The 18400-nt window shown below is 70.1% G+C and carries 14 protein-coding genes; 12 read left to right on the forward strand and 2 right to left on the reverse strand.

The genetic code is table 11. The features are described from left to right. Positions 1–739 precede the first annotated feature (739 nt). The 8 genes from ACZ4WH_RS09970 (at position 740) to ACZ4WH_RS10005 (ending at position 11133) form a co-directional block, all read left to right on the forward strand. Positions 740–1198 (forward strand): hypothetical protein, encoded by a 459-nt coding sequence (locus tag ACZ4WH_RS09970; protein ID WP_468178521.1) that lies wholly within the window; start codon positions 740–742, stop codon positions 1196–1198. 30 nt (positions 1199–1228) lie between these two features. Next, a complete protein-coding gene (locus tag ACZ4WH_RS09975; RefSeq protein WP_468178522.1) occupies positions 1229–2503 on the forward strand; it encodes a hypothetical protein in 1275 nt (424 codons plus the stop codon). Positions 2504–2528: 25 nt separating this feature from the next. Beyond that, positions 2529–3959 carry a Dyp-type peroxidase gene (locus ACZ4WH_RS09980; RefSeq protein ID WP_468178524.1) on the forward strand — a complete coding sequence of 477 codons (1431 nt, stop codon included), beginning with the start codon at positions 2529–2531 and terminating at the stop codon, positions 3957–3959. Then, positions 3956–5119: a catalase family protein gene (locus ACZ4WH_RS09985; protein ID WP_468178526.1), complete on the forward strand. Its 1164-nt coding sequence runs from the start codon at positions 3956–3958 to the stop codon at positions 5117–5119. The genes ACZ4WH_RS09980 and ACZ4WH_RS09985 overlap by 4 nt, the downstream gene beginning before the upstream one ends. 110 nt (positions 5120–5229) lie before the next feature. Further along, complete coding sequence (locus ACZ4WH_RS09990) at positions 5230–5619, forward strand: hypothetical protein (RefSeq protein ID WP_468178528.1); 390 nt, start codon at positions 5230–5232, stop codon at positions 5617–5619. A gap of 49 nt (positions 5620–5668) precedes the next feature. Then, positions 5669–7483: a peroxidase family protein gene (locus ACZ4WH_RS09995; protein WP_468178530.1), complete on the forward strand. Its 1815-nt coding sequence runs from the start codon at positions 5669–5671 to the stop codon at positions 7481–7483. A gap of 74 nt (positions 7484–7557) precedes the next feature. Next, positions 7558–10470, forward strand: a complete 2913-nt coding sequence (locus ACZ4WH_RS10000) for a hypothetical protein (RefSeq protein ID WP_468178533.1) — start codon at positions 7558–7560, stop codon at positions 10468–10470. Positions 10471–10731: 261 nt separating this feature from the next. After that, positions 10732–11133, forward strand: coding sequence for an STAS domain-containing protein (locus tag ACZ4WH_RS10005; protein ID WP_468178535.1), 402 nt, complete (start codon positions 10732–10734; stop codon positions 11131–11133). A 98-nt stretch (positions 11134–11231) separates the two neighbouring features. Here ACZ4WH_RS10005 and ACZ4WH_RS10010 read toward each other — a convergent pair whose 3' ends face one another. Next, the gene (locus ACZ4WH_RS10010) at positions 11232–12662 is read right to left on the reverse strand and encodes a sensor histidine kinase (RefSeq protein WP_468178537.1); all 1431 of its coding nucleotides are present in this window, start codon (positions 12660–12662) and stop codon (positions 11232–11234) included. An 82-nt stretch (positions 12663–12744) separates the two neighbouring features. Here ACZ4WH_RS10010 and ACZ4WH_RS10015 point away from each other — a divergent pair, with 82 nt between their 5' ends. Then, complete coding sequence (locus ACZ4WH_RS10015) at positions 12745–13458, forward strand: response regulator (protein WP_468178539.1); 714 nt, start codon at positions 12745–12747, stop codon at positions 13456–13458. Here ACZ4WH_RS10015 and ACZ4WH_RS10020 read toward each other — a convergent pair. Beyond that, positions 13436–13831 (reverse strand): response regulator, encoded by a 396-nt coding sequence (locus ACZ4WH_RS10020; protein ID WP_468178541.1) that lies wholly within the window; start codon positions 13829–13831, stop codon positions 13436–13438. The genes ACZ4WH_RS10015 and ACZ4WH_RS10020 overlap by 23 nt on opposite strands. A 402-nt stretch (positions 13832–14233) precedes the next feature. On the opposite strand from ACZ4WH_RS10020, the gene ACZ4WH_RS10025 reads away from it, so the two are divergent. The 3 genes from ACZ4WH_RS10025 (at position 14234) to ACZ4WH_RS10035 (ending at position 18386) form a co-directional block, all read left to right on the forward strand. Then, complete coding sequence (locus ACZ4WH_RS10025; protein ID WP_468178543.1) at positions 14234–15310, forward strand: PP2C family protein-serine/threonine phosphatase; 1077 nt, start codon at positions 14234–14236, stop codon at positions 15308–15310. Between the two features lie 37 nt (positions 15311–15347). Further along, the gene (locus ACZ4WH_RS10030; RefSeq protein WP_468178545.1) at positions 15348–16943 is read left to right on the forward strand and encodes a SpoIIE family protein phosphatase; all 1596 of its coding nucleotides are present in this window, start codon (positions 15348–15350) and stop codon (positions 16941–16943) included. Positions 16944–17354: 411 nt separating this feature from the next. Then, a complete protein-coding gene (locus ACZ4WH_RS10035) occupies positions 17355–18386 on the forward strand; it encodes a M28 family peptidase (RefSeq protein WP_468178547.1) in 1032 nt (343 codons plus the stop codon). Positions 18387–18400 lie beyond the last annotated feature (14 nt).

Genomic DNA, 18400 nt, shown 5'->3' on the forward strand with positions numbered 1-18400 from the left:
GCCGCGCCGTCCGCGCCGCACGGTACGCACCCCAGCCCGCCGTGGGCATCGCCGGCAGGCCGGGCAGCGCAACCTCGCGCGCTGCCTCTTCCTCCACCCTGCCGCCCGCGAGGTGTTCCCCGACCGGGACAACCGATCAGCGCCTGCGTCGCCCGCCTGCGCGCCCTGGCCGGCACCGACCCCGACGCGCCCGACCTCGCCCAGCGACAGGACGACGCCCGCCTAGCCCTTCCATCACCTGGTCAGCGACGGTGTAGGGGAAGTGCGTTGGAGCAGCGCACGTACCGCGGCACGGCGATACGTCGCCAGCGCCTCCTGGAGCATCGGGCTTCTCCCGCCGAAGGTGCGTCGTGATGTCCGCCGCCAGGACGGCCCGGCCCCGGTGGCAGAGAGCCATGAAGCGACGAAGCCGGCGATGTCGCCCAGGAATTCGGCCCGCGCGGACTCGCCCTGTCTGCCGAACCAGGTCAACTCCTCGCCGCCCAGTCCCCGTGGCCGGCCTCGCGGGGAAGCCGACGTCGGCGGACAGTGGGCGCTGAGCACCTGATGACCCGTGGATAGTTCACGATTCAGCCATCCTTGGCGGGCCTTGCCCCTCATACCCATCGTGCGCGTGCCCCCCCGCGGCTGTCGAATCGCGGGGCTGCCGGGATGCCGGGGGCGGGCGGACGGAAATAGGATGGCCTCAGACGGTGCACGGAGACGCGTGCCCGCGGCAGTGGGCTCATGGAGGTGCACGATGAGCCACGCCACCGACATCGGCGCCGACCAGTTGCTGGGCATGTCGCGGCCCGAGCTCGACCGGTTGTTCCGTCACTCCCCGCCCGGGGAGATTCCCCGGGGAAAGGGCCTGGGGACGGTGCTCCTGGGACTCGGCCCGAAGACGAAAGCCGTGGCGGCCGTGCTGGCGCGCCGTCTCATGTGGCAGGGCAAGGTCTTCGACCCCGACGGCCGTGGACTGCGTAATCTCGTCACGCCGTTCGGTATCCGGGCGGTGCGGGCGCGGGTCTACCGGGAGTCGAGCTGGGCGGACGGGGGCGCGTGCATCGTCCTCGACTACTCGCACACCTCGCTCGTGGCCCACTGGATCCGGGACGAGATCCGCAGCGTCGGGCAGGGGGTGTACCTCGGCAACGTCTACTGGGGGCGGCGCAAAGTCCTGGATTTCAGCCTGACGTTCCGGGATGCGCGGAGCTGAATTCCTGAGCGGAGGCGGAGGTGCTTGAAGATGCCGTATCAGACGGCGGTCACCGTCCAGGCCGCCCTGCCGCCGGATCGGGTCGCCGAGGTGCGGGAAGTGCTGCACGAGGCCGGCCGGAAGAGCACGGCCGGTGAGTTGTTCCCCTTTGCCGAGATACCGGGCATTCACTTCGCACGCGTCGTGCTCGTTCCCGAGGGACCCGGCGGCGCCGCAGCGGGCATGCCGCCCAGCGTCGTGTACATGAGCGAGGTGGACGGGCCCGTGGAAGCGCACCTCACCGATCTCGTCCGCAAGGCGGGCGACGGCCTGGACCGAGTGTTCGGGCACTGCGCCGGATATCCGGCGGACGGCTCCCCGGATGCGATGCGGAGGGACTGGCTGCGTTCCCATGCGGTGCCCTGCGCCGCCTTCTACGTCAACACCGTCGGCAGGGGGCGGCGGCAGATCGAGCAGGAGGCCCTGCTGCGGGAGGTGATCGAGGAATTCCTCGACCGGAACGGACCGGCTCTGGCCGGCCGGACCCCTGTGGAGATCAGAGCCGCCGTCCAGGAATACGTCGGCGGCCGCGAGGACCTCGCCTGGGCCCGTACCGGGCCCCCGACGTCCCCGCTCGGGTGGCGGATCCGCCGGGCCGCCCACCTGGTCGGGGTTCCGCTGGCCGGCCTGGTGCTGCTGCCGCTGCTCGCGGGCGCTCTGCCCGTCTGGGCCGTCCTGCTCAGGCTGCACGAACGCCGCGATGTCCCCGACGATGCCCGTCCGAGCCACGACCGCATACACGAACTCGCCGGCTGCGAGGATTTCGTGGCGCAGAACCCGTTCACCGCCGTCGGTTCCGTCAAGGCCGGGCCGTTCCGGCGGATCACGCTCACCGCCGTCCTGTTCGTCGTGGACTACGGCGTCCGCCACGTCTTCGACCGGGGGAACCTCGCCGGGGTCAAGACGATCCACTTCGCCCGCTGGCTGTTCCTCGACGGGAAACGGCGGGTGATCTTCGCCAGCAACTACGACGGCAGCCTGGAAAGCTACATGGACGACTTCATCGACAAGGTGGCCTGGGGGCTCAACGCCGTCTTCGGCAACGGCCGCGGCTATCCGCGGGTGCGGTGGCTCGTGCTGGACGGTGCGAGGGACGAGCAGGCCTTCAAGAACTACCTGCGATGCCACCAGGTGCCGACAGAGGTCTGGTACTCCGCGTACGACAGCTCGACCACGCACGACCTCGACATCAACGCCCGCATCCGGGCAGGCCTCTTCGGGCGCCTCGGTCCTGCCGAGACGGAGGCCTGGCTCGCCCTGTTCTGAAGGGTTCCGAAGGAAGGGTGACACCATGACGACGCCGCTGGAACTCGACGACATCCAGGGCCTGGTCACCCGCGGCTACCGCACCCTGACGTCGGCCTGCTTCCTGGTGCTCGCCACCGCCGGGCCGGCGGCGACCGCCCGTGCCGCGCTGGGGCGGCTGGCGCCCCGCGTGACGAACGGCCTCTCCGAACCCTCGGACACCGCGGTCAACGTGGCCCTCACCTCGGACGGCCTGCGGCGCCTGGGACTGGAGACACCCGAACTGGACGGATTCCCCTACGAGTTCGTCGTAGGCATGACCGACCCCGACCGCAGCCGCTTCCTCGGGGACGTCGGGGAGAACGCCCCCCGGCACTGGCGGTGGGGCGGCCCCGCCGGCCCGCCCGTGCACGTCCTGGTGCTGCTCTACGCGCGCGACGGGCAGCGACTGCGGCAACTGGAGGCCGAGACGCGCCGAGAGGTCCTGGCCCCCGGCGCGTTCACCGAGACCGTACGGCTGGGCACCGACGAGCTGACCGGCCGCGAGCCCTTCGGCTTCCGCGACGGCATCTCCCAGCCCCTGATCGAGGGGCTGTCCAAGGCCATGGCGGCGGCCGGCGACGGGGACACGGACGGTGAGCAGGTGGTCAGGGCCGGGGAGTTCCTCCTCGGCTACCCCAACGAGTACGGACTGCTGACGGACCGCCCGCTGCTGCCGCCCCGCTACGACCCCCTCGGCGTGCTGCCCCGCGCGCCCGAGGGCGGCGTCGACTTCGGACGCAACGGCAGCTATCTGGTCGTCCGGCAGCTCCGCCAGGACGTCGAGGCCTTCCGGGACTACCTCGACGCGGAGACACGGCGCCCCGACGGCAGCAGCGACCCCGCCGCACAGGAAGCGCTCGCCGCGCGCATGGTGGGTCGCTGGCCCGGCGGCGCTCCTCTCGTCCGGGCGCCCGAGTACGACGACCCCGCACTGGCGACGGACAACGGCTTCGGCTACCACGCCACGGATCCGGCCGGCCTGCGCTGTCCGCTCGGCGCCCACATCCGCCGGGCCAACCCCCGGGACTCCCTCGATCCCCGCCCCGGTTCCGCCGATTCGGTCGCCGTCGGACGCCGCCACCGGCTGCTCCGCCGCGGCCGGCCCTACGGTCCCGACGGCACGGGGGACGGCCCGGACGCACGCGGAATCCACTTCCTCGGACTGAACGCCAACATCTCCCGCCAGTTCGAGTTCATCCAGCACACCTGGCTCGACAACCCGCACTTCAACGGGCTCCACGACGGCCCCGACCCGCTCCTCGCGCCGCGCCAGGAACGCCGTGCGACATTCGCCGAGCAGGGCAGGCCGTTCCGCACCCGTCACCTCGGCCTTCCGCAGTTCGTCACGGTGCGTGGCGGCGCCTACTTCTTCCTCCCGGGCCTGAAGGCGCTGCGCTACCTCTGCACGGCCGTACCCGAGGGTGGACGGCGGTGAACGCCGGGCGGCGACTCAACGACGCGGTCCTGGGATGCGTCCTGCTGGAGCGGCGCATCGACCCCTATGTGCGCCCGCTGTTCGACCGGACCCTCCTGCGTCCCCTCCAGGCCGCCGCGCAGTGGTGCATCAACGTACGCCGCCGGGACGAGCGCCTGGGCCTCGCCGAAGAGCGGGCCGTGCCGGACGAGGCGGCGGTCGCCGAGGCCATCGCACAGCAGATGGCCCGCTTCGTCCGGCGCCGCTACCGGCCGGGGGAGGCCCAACGGGCCGGCAACACCAAGACCTACGGGGTCGTCCACGCCGACTTCACCGTCCGCGACGACCTGCCCGCGCGGCTGCGGCACGGCGTGTTCCGAACCCCCGCCACCTACCGCGCCTGGGTCCGCTTCGCGGGTCCCGGCCCCCTCGCGCCACCCGACATCAAGGACAACGGCATCCTCAGCATCGGCGTCAAACTCCTCGGCGTCGCCGGCGAGAAGCTGCTCGACGACGAGCGGTGGACCCAGGACTTCACCGGCATCAGCGCGCCGACCTTCACCACGCCCGACGTCGTCGAGAACCTCAGGCTCCAACGGCACGTCTTCGCGGGTACTCCGGTCCTGTACTTCCTCGACCCCGCTCACCCGCACCTCTGCGACATGATCATGCAGGGGCTGTACGCGAAGACCCAGACCAGCCCGCTGGAGGCCCGCTACTGGAGCTGCGCACCGTACCTCCTCGGGGCGGGTCAGGCCATGCAGTACTCCTTCGTGCCCCGCGAGGGGACCCGCAGCCGGGTGCCCTGGCAGCCGCCCGACGACTACCTGCGGCAGGCCCTGGCCGCCGCACTGCGGGAACACGACGTGTACTTCGACTTCCTCGTCCAGGTGCAGACAGACGCGCACCGGATGCCGGTCGAGAACGCGTCCGTGGTGTGGCCCGAACGCCTCTCGCCGTTCGTGCCGGTGGCCACCCTGCGTCTGTTCCGCCAGGAGTGCGATCCGGCGGACCAGTTCGCCCGTGCCGACCGGCTGTCCTTCAACCCCTGGCACGCCGTGCCCGAACACCGGCCGCTGGGCAACCAGAACCGTGCCCGCCGCACGATCTACCAGCAGCTCGCCCGGCTCAGACAGGCCATGAACGGCACGCCGCACCAGGAGCCCGGAGAGGAGGAATGACGGGTCGGTGGCCGCCCCGAGGCCCCGACGCGCACATCAGAACCGCTTCCCATATCGTAGGAACCAGGGCGTGAACATCCTCTGGATGGCCGCCTGGAAGGGACGCTGAGATGGACGTGCGGACAGCCGCGCGCGGTTCTCTGGCCGTCATCCGACTGGTGAACGGCGCAGCGGCGCTGGTGACCCCGCAGGTGATGGCCCGCCGTCTGGGCGCGGACCCCGGACAGCCCGCCCTGGTCTACGTGCTTCGTATGTTCGGCGTGCGCACCGTGTACATCGGTGCCCAACTGCTGTGCCCCGCGGACGCGGACCAACTCGACCGGGAGCTGCGGACCGGCACGCTCATCCACGCGAGCGACGCCCTGGCAGCCGCCTGCGCCGGCCGCGAGGGCCTGCTCCCGCGCCGCATGGCCGCCGCGGCCACGGCGATCTCGACGGTCAACGTCGCCCTGACACTCGTCGCCCGGGGGTGGCCATGCCGGCTGCGTGACGTCCGCTGACGCCGCAGCCGCCGCGCCGGGCCTCCCGGACGCCGGAAGGAATTTCCTCATGAGCACAGCACCACAAGGCCGGGCCCCGTGGTTCGTGCGGATGCACGACCGGCTGGCGGTCGCCGTCGACCGGAAGGTCGGCTGGCAGCGCCTGCCCAAGCCCCTCGGTCTGCTGACCCTCGTCGGCCTGCGGGACAACCTGCGTCGCAAGAACCTCTTCGACACCGGCTCCTACCCGTCGTGCGACCTGCCGGATGTCGGCCCCCCGAACGTGCAGAATCTCACGGGGCGCACGGCCGACGGAACCTACAACGACCTGGCCGACCCCCGCATGGGCATGGCCCGTTCGCGCTTCGGCCGCAACGTACCGCCGGACCAGGCCTTCCCCGAACCCGAGCCGCGCCTTCTCTCCCCGAGCCCCCGCGCGGTGAGCCGGGCCCTGCTGACCCGGCACGAGTTCGTCCCGGCGGAGTCCGTCAACGCCCTGGTGGCCGCCTGGCTCCAGTTCATGGTCAGGGACTGGGTCAGTCATGGGCAGGGCGCCATGGACCGCCCCTGGCGCATCGATCTGGCCGACGACGACCCGTGGCCCGCGCCACCGATGCTCGTGCCGCGAACCATCCCGGACCCCACCCGCCCGGACGGGCACGACGGCCTGCCGCCGACCTTCCTCAACGAGAACTCGCCCTGGTGGGACGCGTCCCAGTTGTACGGGAACAACCTGGACGAGCAGCGGTCGCTGCGCACCGGCCAAGGCGGCAGGCTCCGGGTCCCCGACGGCCCGCTGTTCCCGGACGATCCGGACAAGGACCCGGCGGGTGTTCCCGGCTTCTGGGTGGGACTGGCCATGATGCACAGGGTCTTCCTGCTCGAACACAACGCGATCTGCGCGGCGTTGCAGGACGCCTACCCGGCGTGGTCCGACGAGGAGCTCTTCCAACGGGCACGGCTGATCACCGCGGCGCTTCTCGCCAAGATCCACACCGTGGAATGGACGCCCGCCGTCCTCAGCCACCCGACGACGGTCACCGCCCTGCACGCCAACTGGTACGGCCTGCTGGGCGAGCGCCTGCACAAGCTGCTCGGCCGTCTCGGCGGGAGCGAGGTGCTCAGCGGCATCGTGGGCGGGCGCACGGACCACTTCGGCGTCCCGTACTCGCTCACGGAGGAGTTCGTCGCCGTCTACCGTATGCACCCCCTCATCCCGGACGACTGGAGCTTCCGGTCGGCCGCCGACGACTCGCTCCTTCAGGAGGCCACCTTCCGGGAACTGACGGGGTGGCACGCGTACGACATCCTCGGCAAGCACGCCATGAGCGACCTGCTCTATTCCTTCGGCACGTCGCACCCGGGCCTGGTGACTCTGCACAACTACCCCCGGTTCCTCCAGGAGTTCCAACGGCCCGACGGCAAGCTGATGGACCTCGGGGCCGTCGACATCCTGCGCTCCCGGGAGGTGGGCGTGCCCCGCTACAACGAGTTCCGGCGCCAGCTCCACCTCCGCCCTGCCGAGGACTTCGACACCCTGACGGACAACCCCGTCTGGGCCGAGGAACTGCGCCGGGTCTACGACGGGGACATCGAGCGCGTCGACCTCTCGGTGGGCATGTTCGCCGAGCCCCGCCCACGGGGCTTCGCGTTCAGCGACACGGCCTTCCGTGTCTTCGTCCTGATGGCCTCCCGCCGCCTCAACAGCGACCGGTTCCTCACCAGGGACTACACGCCGCAGGTGTACACCCGGACCGGCCTTGACTGGATCGAGAACAACAGCATGACCAGCGTGTTGCTACGGCACTTCCCGGGACTGCGGGCGTCCCTGCGGTCGGTGGACAACGCCTTCGCCCCGTGGGCGGCGGCGGGGGTTTCGCAGTGAGACAGGACACCGATGGCGGGACGCGCAGCCTGCCTGCCTCGCGGGGAGACGCACGCCCCGCCCCGCTGTCGCGCGTGCACAGCTGCATCCTGGCCGTCGTGGCCCTCGCCGTCTTCGGTGCGGGGCTCTGGATCCGCCACCGTGCCCCCGCCGTCGACGACGTGGGGCTGCAACTGGCCGGCGGCGCGCCTGCGGCGCACACCCTCGTCGGCGACCGGACGGCCGACTTCCGTACGGCGCTGACGGCCGACTTCGTCCTCACAGGGACGTACACCGTCAGCACGGCGCTCGCCTTCTGGCTGAGCGGCCGCACCATCGCGGTGCGCATGAGACACAGCTCCCTGATCGTGTACGGCATCGGCGCGGTCGTCGCGGCGTGTGTGTGCGCCGTGACGGAGAAACTGCTGCTTCTCCATGCGCTGAGCGGCGCGGACTGGGCGTTCGCGTGGGCGGCGGGCTTCGCGACGGTCAAGTGGCTGCTGCTCGTCGTCACCGTGCCGGTCGCCGCGGTCCTGGTCGCGATCGTCCTCAAACGGGCCGCGTTCTACGGCTGTGCCCGGCGCAGGTACGCCAGGGAGCGCGCCCGCCACAGGACATGCGTATGCGGAGGCGGGCACGGAGGCGACACGACCGACTCCGGCTCCGACGGTCCCGACGTCGTCGCTCCCTGGCCCGTGATGACGTGGGGCCGGCGGCGCTGGCCGGGGACGGCGCGCGGTGACCCTCCCCGTTCCAGGGCGGCGCGCTGGGAGAACGGTAGCCGGGTGCCGCCCGGCCGGGAACAGGGCGGGCTCGGCTTCTGCGTCTCGGGCGGCGGCATCCGGTCGGCCTGCGTCACCCTGGGCGCGTTGCAGGCCCTCCGCCCCCAGCTGCGCAGGGCGCGCTACCTCGTGTCGGTCTCCGGGGGCGGCTACACCACGGGTGCCCTGCAACTGGCGCTGACCGGGACGGGCCGGTCTCGTGGGCAGGGCCGGTACAGGAGCGGTACCGGCGACGTCTTCATGCCCGGCACGCCGGAAGAGGACCACACCCGCCGGCACTCGAAGTACGTCGCGGAAGGCGCCGGCCAATGGCTGGCCGCCGTCGGGGCCGTTCTGCGCGGCCTGCTGGCCTCCATGGGGCTGCTCACCGCGGCTCTGCTGGTCGTGGGGCTCGCCCTGAGCTGGGGCTACCACCTCGTTCCGCTGGCGGACCGGACCCGGCTCCCGGGCTTCCGGGGACCCGCGCTGTGGGCCGTGCTGGCCCTCCTGTGCTGCGCGGCCGTGTTGTGGTTCCTCTGGCTGGTGTCCTTGTGCCTCGCCAGACGGTCCCTGTCGGGCGTGCTGAAGAAGGCCTTCCTCACGTTCGTGGTGGCGGGCCTGCTGCTGGCCGTTGTGGTGGTCGTCCTCCCCGCCCTGGAGTGGGCGACGGTGCGTGTATGGACGCTTCATGCCCCGGCGACCGCGGTGAGCGGCGGAGTCGTGGGGCTGCTCACCTATGTGACCGTGCTGGTCAGCACCTCATGGCGGCGCATCGAGTCCACCGAGCACGCCGTCGAGTCCGCCAGACGTACGCGACTGGTGCGGACCATGCCTGTTGTCGGAAAATACCTGCTGGTATGGGCGGTCCTCATGGTGGTGGCAGCGGCCTCCCTGCTCATTCTGGGCGGGGCGATCCACGTCGGGCGGACCTGGCCTGAGGCCGTCCAGATCGGCCTTCCCGTCATCCTGTGCGCGGTCGCGCTGAGCCTCGACCAGACGTGGACCAGTCTCCACCCCTTCTACCGCGCCCGGCTGGCCACCGCTTTCGCCGTCCGCCGCAAGACCGATCCCGACGGTGAACAGCTCGCGGTCCCCTACGAGTTCGACGAGCCGACGCCGCTTGCCTGCTACGGCAGGCGGCACCCCGGCTTCCCCCAGGTCGTCTTCGCGGCGGCGGCCAACCTGTCCGGCGGCGACCGCACACCGCCGGGGCGGCACGCGGTGTCGTTCACCTTGTCCTACGACTACGTCGGCGGTCCGGACGTCGGGTACGCCCGGACGGACGTCCTGTGGAACCGCACCAGACCGGTCATCCGCAAGGACCTGACCGTCGAGTCGGCCGTCGCCGTCTCCGGTGCCGCCTTCGCCTCGGCCATGGGACGCCAGGCGCGCGCGTTCCAGACACTGTTCGCGATCTCCAACGCCCGGCTCGGCACCTGGCTACCCAACCCCGGTGTGCTGGGACCCCTTTGGGACGAGCGCGCCGACTGGGGGCTGCCTCCGATGCCCGGCATCCGCCGCCTGCCGTACCTGCTGCGGGAAGTGTCCGGCCGCTACCCGTTGGACGACCGGATGCTGCTGGTCACGGACGGCGGGCACTACGAGAACCTCGGCCTGGTCGAACTGCTCCGGCACGGCGTCACCACCGCCGTGTGCGTGGACGCCAGCGGGGGCTCCGGGGCCTTCGCCCCCGCTCTGGGCGAGGCCATCGCCCTGGCCCGGGAGGAGCTTGGGGTCGAGATCAGGATCGCGCGCGAGGACTGGCAGAAGCTCGTTCCCGGCAGCGGGTCTTCCCTCACACCGCAGCCGACCCAGCCGAACCAGCCGACCCAGCCGCCCGCGCCGAACCCACTGGCCGCCCTCGACCTCCGGCTCTCGGCCGACGTGGTGGTCGAGGGCGAGATCGTCTACCCGCGCGCACTGGTGGACGAACGTGGCCGAACGCTGGGAAGGCGGGGACGACTGATCGTCGCCCGGGCCACGCTGACCGCGGACATGCCCTACGCACTCCTCGCATACGCCCAGGCCAACAAGGCGTTTCCCCACGACGGCACCAGCGACCAGTGGTTCGACAGCCGACGCTTCGACGCCTACCAGGCACTCGGCCACTGGATCGGCGAGCGGGTCGCGAAACTGCTTCCGGTGGACGGCGGCGCACCTCGGACCGGGTGCCGGGGGGCCGGAAGTCCGGGCGCCGAGCAGCAGGACCCGGTGCGTGACGGGTGGGCGGGCGGAACGCCGTCCTGAGCGAGGAGCGGTTCCGTGACCGCCGGCACCGGGGCCTCCTGGCTCCGCGACCTCACCTGCGGACAGAGACTCCCGCAAGGCCTGGTGGCTGGCGGGAGGTATGCGGTGGGGGCTGGCTGCAATGCCGGTGGGGGCTGGCTGCAATGACTGCGCCGTAGCTGTGTTCCTAGCGTGGACGTGTTGGCTGATCTGGCCGGACATTCCTTGGCAGGTTCCGCCATCCGCCGCTGACTCGAAACCCTCTGAGAACGGGAAACGCAAGTGAAAGCCGTCTGCACCGTCTTTGTCGGAACCTCCCCCACGGTGGTGAACGTTGCCGGTGAACTGGACATCGCGACCGCCGCCCAGACTGACGCCATCCTTACCGCCGCGACCAGCGGCACGCACCCTGAGGTTGTCATAGACCTGCGGCAGGTGACCTTCGTGGACTGCGCGGGAGTGCGCCCTCTGGCAGCCGCCGCGCGCCGCATCCATGAGGCAGGGGGCTCGCTGACCCTGCTGGCCGGTCACCCCATGGTGGTCAAAGTTCTGCGCTTCAACAATCTGATTCCTGGCGGAGCGGCGTCAGCCGACGGCGCCGTCCCGCCCCGGCATCTCCCCGCATACCCGCTCGCAGTACATCGCTGCGACCACCGCTGCCGGGTGCTGGCGGAGGAACGCTGACGGTGCCGGAACCGGTCGAGCGCGGGGTCGGCGACGGCCCCCGCGGGCTGGTGGACCGGGCAAGCGAGCGTCCGGGACGCACGTCCTGGCCTCCGTGGCTATGGCCGCGTCAGCGGAAGGCGCGCTTCCAGTGTGGTTCCCTGACCACGGGGGCTGTGGAGGGTAAGGGTCCCGCCCAGGGCCCCTATGCGGTCGGTGAGGCCCACCAGGCCCGAGCCCTGCCCCCGCACGGCCCCTCCGACGCCGTCGTCGTGAACGGACAGGCGCAGGACGTCGTCGCCGACACGCGCGGAGACGCGCACGTAGGACGCCAGGGCGTGCTTGGCGGTGTTGGCCAGTGCCTCCGAGACGACGTAGTAGGCCGCCACCTCGACCGGCTCGGGTGGTCGCTGGGGGACATCGACGTCGAGTTCGACCGGAACCAGTGAGCGACGAGCCAGAGCCCGGAGCGCGGGGGGCAGCCCGCCCTGCGAAAGGATCGCCGGATGAATGCCGCGGGAGAGTTCGCGCAGCTCGTCCAGCGCCGCCAGCAGCGAATGGGTGACCCGGGCCATCCTGGCCTTCAGCTCCCGTTGATCCACGGGTACGGCGCTCTGGGCGGCCCGCAGTTCCAGCACCAGAGACACCAGCCGCTGCTGGGTGCCGTCATGCAGGTCGCGTTCGATGCGTCGCCGGGCCTGGTCGGCGGCTGCGAGAATCCTGCACCGTGAGGTGCACAGTTCGGCATGGCTGTCCTGGAGCGAGTCGGCCATCCGGTTGAAGCTGCGCTCCAGCACGCCGATCTCACCGACCCCCGTTTCCGGTGTGCGTGCGGTCATGTCGCCGCCGGCGAGTCGGCCGGCCATGGCGGCTGCTCGTCGCACGGGGTGCACGACCGCTCGGGTGACGTAGCCCGCGAATCCGATGACGAGCACGACCGATCCGGTCAGACCACCGACGGTTGCCATGACCGCCTGGTTGGCGACCGCGGCGGCGCGTTCCTCCCGGGCCGCCGCAAGCTTCTGTTCGGTGAGCACGATGCGGTGGCACTCGTCCCGGACGGCCTCCACGCGTCGGTCGCTCTCTTCGTCCGGGGCCGCGACGCGTATCGTCGCGCGGTCGTGCTTCGCGACGTTCGCCAGTGGCATGGAGTATTGCTTGATGATGTATGCGAAACCCGCTTGCCGGACCTGCTCCGTTCTGATCCGCTGGGCGGAGTCGGCCAGGCGGGTCAGCGTTTCGACCTCCCTGGGCAAGGCGGCCTGAGCAACCTGCCAGCGCTTGACGAACTGCTTGTGCCCGGTCAGTTCATAGCCGCGCAGGTCCGTCTGGAGACTGAGCATGCGGTGCTGTACCTGGTTGGCCGCCAGCAGCAGTTCTTCGGATCGCTCCGCGAGCCGTTGCGAGGCGCGCAGATCGACATTCGAGCGGAACAGAATGATGAAGGCGGAGCTGATCAGGAGCACGAGGAAGCCGCTGGCGACGACCACGCGGTACACGAGACCGCCGTTCGCGCCGGTTCCCCGGGCACGGAAGGCGAGCGGACGCACGTTTCCTCCCTGCCGGTGAAACAGGTCTTGTCTGGGCTTCCGGCAGGTGCCCACCGGACGAGACCCAAGGACAATGGTAGGTATGAGGTCAGGAGGCTCGACGTCCCGTGCCGGGGACGAGCCGAGCGACAACGGACCAGCCACGAAGAACCTGCGGGTCGTCCTGGCCGAGGACGATGTCCTGTTCCGCGAGGGACTGGCCAGCCTGCTCCAGGGTGCGGGCTGCGCGGTTGTGGGGCAAACGGCCGATGCCGTCCAGCTGCTCGACGTGGTCAGGGCGGCGAGGCCGGACCTGGTCGTGACCGATATCCGGATGCCGCCCGGTCAGGGCACCGAAGGGCTGGACGCAGCCCACACCATCCGGCAGGAGTTCCCCGGCATGGGAATCCTGGTCCTGTCGGCGTATGCCGAGGTCGAGCGGGCGTTGGAACTCCTGGAGAGCGGCCACGGCGTTGGTTACCTGCTCAAGAGCCGTGTCAGCGACCTTCAGGACTTCCTGGAAGCCATGCACCGGATCGCCAGGGGCGGGTCGGTGGTGGATCCCGCACTGGTGCAGGAGCTGGTCTCCGCCCGTCGCAGGGAGGATCCGCTGGCGGTACTCAGTGCGCGGGAGCGCGAAGTGCTGGAACTAATGGCCGAGGGCCGTTCCAATGCCGGTATCGCCCGTCGTCTGTGGGTCACCGAAGGAACTGTGGAGAAACATGTGCGCAGTATCCTCACGAAGCTGAACCTGCCGGAGACCGGCGACGATCACCGCCGTGTCAGGGCCGTCATCACCTTTCTCGAGGCTCGATGACCGAGCCGCCCTGGTGATTGTCGTCCTCATCGGTGAGCAGAGTCCGAATGGCGTCGCCTGACAGAGCGGATTTCGCCAGGAACCCGACCGCGGGGCTCTCCTCGACCAAATCACCGTAGTCCTCCTCAGCGTAGTTGGACATCAAAACAACCGGGGGAGGGGAGGGACCGGTCTCGTGTCGCAATCGGCGAGTCAACTCCAAGCCGCTTTCGGCACCTAGATCGACATCCACCAGCACCACCTCCGGTCGGAGCCGCTCGACCTGCCGCAATGCCTGCGCGCTGTCGGATGCGACGCCCACGACCGCGACGCCCTGCCCCTCGAGCAGGCAGCGGGCAGCTTCGAGGAAGTGGGGGCTGTCATCGATGATCACGCAACGCAGCATGTACCCAGCATGCCGGGCGGACACTCAGCCGGCATTACCGCTAGCGGTAGCTCTTGAGGAGACGGGGGCCTCGGAAAGCCCGACTCCGAGGGCCTGACGTTCGAATTCTGTAATGAATGAATCAGGATCGTGATCTTGACGTGGCGTCCGTGAAGTCGCACATTGGAGTCCGTATAGCGGAAATGATTTCTCGGAATGCGGCAAGAATGTGACAAGAATGCGGTAAGAGCGATGGGTCCGTGAGGGATCTCCGCAGGCAGCCGCCATAACGTACGAACCGTGCATCCGAGGTTCCTCCTCACAGGACCACCCATGAAATTGCTTGCTCGCGGTGTCCCACTGCCTGGTCTCGGCGACCGCGAAGTCCCTCACGCGCGGGCCCGGGCGCAGGTGGCACTACCGCTCCTGCTGATCGCGGCGATCACCCTCGCGGCATCCTTCGCCCCCCTGGCCATTCACCTCTCACCGCTCCTCGTGGCCGCCCCCACCTGCACCGTGGCCTTCGCACGAACCCGGGTGACGGTCGTCATGGCTCTGGTCGCCAGTGCGGCCGTAGTCCTCGTCGACCGGCACGACGGTCTGTTGCATTCGGCGCTCTTGCCCATCCACATCGGCGCACTGCTGGCGGTCTCCGGCTGCGCCGTCGTCGCTCGCGCTCTGCACGATCGCGATCTGAGAGAACTCACGCAGGTACGGGCGGTGTCCGAGGCGGCCCAACGGGTTGTGCTGCGGCCCATACCCCGCACACTGGGTTCTCTGCACATCGCGTCCATGTACCGGGCGGCCACCGCGCACGCACTGGTCGGCGGCGACTTGTACGCCGCCGCCCGCACCGGCCGCACGACCCGCATCCTCATAGGCGACGTCCGCGGCAAGGGCTTGCCCGCCATCGAGGACGCCTCCGCCCTCCTCGGTGCCTTCCGCGAGGCCGCCCATGAACACGAGACGCTGCCGGAGCTGGCGGCTGCCCTGGAACGCAGCGTCCGCAGGCACCTGGCCGAGATGACGGAGCGGGACCCTGACAGCGCCGAGCGTTTCATCACCGCTCTGCTGGCCGAACTTCCCGACGGAGAGGACACCGTCCGGATCGTCAGCTGTGGGCATCCCCCGCCGCTGCTGAGGCAACGCGGCCGAGTGAGCCTCCTGCGCGTAAGCCGGCCGGCTCCGCCACTGGGGCTGGCCGGAAGCACGACGGATGCCTTTCCCCTGCACGCCTTCGCGTTTGTTCCCGGCGACACGTTGTTGCTCTACACCGACGGACTCGTCGAAGCCCGTGACAGCAGCGGGAACTTCTATCCCGTTCTTGAACGCGCCGCCACCTGGGTCTGGAGGTGCCCACAACGCCTCCTCCAGCACATCAGCCAAGACCTCAACAGTCATGTGGGTCCTCGCATGGACGACGACCTCGCCTTGGTGGCCGTCCACCGTCCCACCCGATCGTCCCACCACCTGGACGCACCCGCATGACCCGCACAACGCCCATCATGGAAGGACAGTGACCAGGATGACCACTGTACGACGCCTGTCCTGGCAGCCGTGCTCGCTGCTGGTCGCCTACCTCGGTGCAACCTCCGCGGTGCAACTGGCGGCATCCGCCGGTGGTTTGGTCCGCTGGTCCGAATACTCGATACTGGCGCCCCTCGTGGCCGCCGGCCTGCTCCCCCTTCGGCGCACCCTCGCGATCGGGGTGGCCACGCTGGTCGCCAGCGTGGCCGTCTACGGCTTCGCGATCCGTGGAGTGTCCGAAGGAGGCCGCACGGTCGTGATCGCCGCGGCCGCGCTCTCACTCGCCCTGAGCTTCGTCATGTGCCGTACGCGCCTGAGCCTGCAACATCGCGTATCCACCCCGGCAGAGCGGCCCGTGCGGGGCGTCGACAGCCCACGGATCAGCCCGGACGTGAAGCAGGCGGTCGACGACGTCTCCGGCGACACACCTCCGTTCTCGATGACCAGCACGCATTCCGGTCTGCTGCCGCAGCCTGCGGCGTTGGAGCTCGCCGGTTGCTGTGCGGCTGCCGACGGCACCGTGCGGCCCGAAGCCCACTGGCTCGACGCGATACCACTGCCAGGCGCCCGGGTCGCGCTCGTTGCCGGTTCCGTCGCCGAAGACGGGAGTCCCGCGCCCGCCCTCGCCCCTGAACTTCGCGCCGCGGTGCGCACGCTGGCCGACCTGGACCTGCAACCGGAGGAGCTCCTCGCCCACCTGGCGCGTGTTCTGACCCGACTGCGGCTCGACGGCGAACCGGGTGGGCACAGCGAGGACACGTCCGGTGTCACCGTGGGTTGTCTGTACGCGGTCTACGACCCCGTCTCCGCCCGCTGCACCCTCGCCAGCGCCGGCTACCCCGCGCTGACCGTCCTCCAGCCGGACGGCGTGGTCACGACTGTCGACATTCCCGCCAACCCGCCCCTCGGGCAGGCGCTCTCGCCCATAGAGGCCACCGAGGTCGATCTGCCAGATCGCAGTCTGCTCCTGCTGCACGCACACACGCCTTGGACACCCGACCCGGCAGCCGGGGGCGGCCCGACCGCGCTGCCCGAGGCGGGCCTCGGATCGCCGTCCCGTCTGACGGCTCTCAGCAGGTCCGCCCTCAATGCTCTGCTGTCCGACAGGAGTTGCGCCCACGCCGGCGTGCTTGCGGCCCGCACCCGCACGTTCGACAGCGACAACGTCGCCTCCTGGGACCTCGCGGACGACCTTGCCGCCGTCTCCCAGGCCCGTAAGTACGTCTGGGCGAAGCTGACCGCGTGGGGCCTTGAGGACGCCGCACCCACCACGGAGCTGATCGTCAGCGAGCTGGTCACCAACGCGATCCGTCATGGCCGCCCTCCGGTCCAGTTGCGCCTGATCCTCCAAGGCGCAGGACTGACCTGCGAAGTCTCCGACGGAAGCAGCACCTCTCCGTACCTGCGGCAGGCCAACACCTTCGACGAGAGCGGCCGGGGACTGTTCATCGTCTCCCAGCTGGCGCAGCGTTGGGGCACACGCCATGGGTCCCGGGGCAAGACCATCTGGGCGGAAGAACAACTCCACACACCGGAAGAAGCGCCTACCGACGGTCACCGCACGTCGGCGCACCCGGTCCGGGAGACGACCTGACCGTCGACGACATCGTGGCGAGCACCGCGGCCGGGCCGCCCGTCGGCGAGGGACGCCTCACCATGCTGGTGCGGTACTCGGCGTGGGTCGCCTGATCAGCGCCGCGGCGCAGTGCCGGCTCCGGGCTGTGTTGACCCCGTTGCTGCCTCCTGGGTGAAAGTACCGCCTGATGACTGCGGGGTCGCCTTCATGCATGGCCATGCCGGACGCGATCGATTCCATCACGGGGCTTCAGCAGGAGGACAGAACGATCCTGCCAGGTGATGGCACGATACTGGCAACTTCGTGGCTGTGGCTGTCCTTGGGGCGGCGCGCACAGGTGGCGGGATCGTTCTCCCCGTACGCTACGACCGTGCGGGGAGAGCTTCTGTCGGTTGTTGCGCCGCCTTTGTCGCGGAGGAAGAAGTAGCGATGACGCCTGGCATCCCGACCGTCCGGGACTTCGAGGCGCTCGTGGAGCCTGTTCGCCTGCGTCGCGACGTCGAGTTCCTCGCCGCGTGGCCGCGCAGCCGGCGCCGTACTCCGCACGCGATGGACCGCGCGGAGTCGTACGTCAGCGAGCAGCTGACCTCCGCCGGGTGGCAGGTCGAGCGGCAACCGTTCGACCTGCGATGGAAGTGGGGCTCGACCGATCGGCACGGCCACCGGGCTCTGGCATTGAAACCACGGCTGCACCGCCGGCTTCAGGGGGCGAACCTCATCGCCTCCCTGGGTGACGCCCACGACTGCTCCACGGTGCTGATCGGGGCTCATCTGGACAGTGTCAGCGGCAGCCCGGGGGCCGACGACAACGCCTCGGGAATCGCGGTGGTCCTGGAGACCGCACGCCTCCTGAGCCGGCTGCACGTCGTGCCACCGGTCACCCTCGCCGTTTTTGACATGGAGGAACTGGGTTTGATCGGCGCTCGCCATGCCGCGCGTGAACTGAGCCGCAACAGGCGGGTGGCCGGCATGATCTGCCTGGAGTCGGTCGGCTATTTCACGGACGCGCCCGGCAGCCAGAAGCTGCCGGCCGGTTTCTCGGCTGCCTTCCCCCGCGTTTCCGCGGCCGTCAAGTCCGATGGCCGGCGGGGCGACTTCGCACTCGTCGTCCATCGGCGGTCATCGGCCGCGGCCGCCCTTTCCTGGCAGCGCGCTGCCGCGGCGACGTCAGTGCCCCTGCCGAGTCTCCTGCTGCGCGACCCGAGGCCCGATGGGCTGCTCGGCATGCTGATCGGCTTGGCGGTTCCCCCGGCCCAGCATCTGGGCCGCAGCGATCACGCACCCTTCTGGAACCGGCGGATTCCCGCGCTGATGCTGACCGACACGGCGAACTTCCGCAACCCGCACTATCACCAGCCCACCGACCTTCCGGACACACTCGACTTCCGACGTCTGGCTGCCGTGACCGCGGCCACGGCAGCCACCGCGATGTCCTGGCCGACCGAATGCGAGTGCCGGTGACCTGTTCGTCCGCC

This window comes from Streptomyces sp. NPDC029138 (assembly GCF_055564375.1).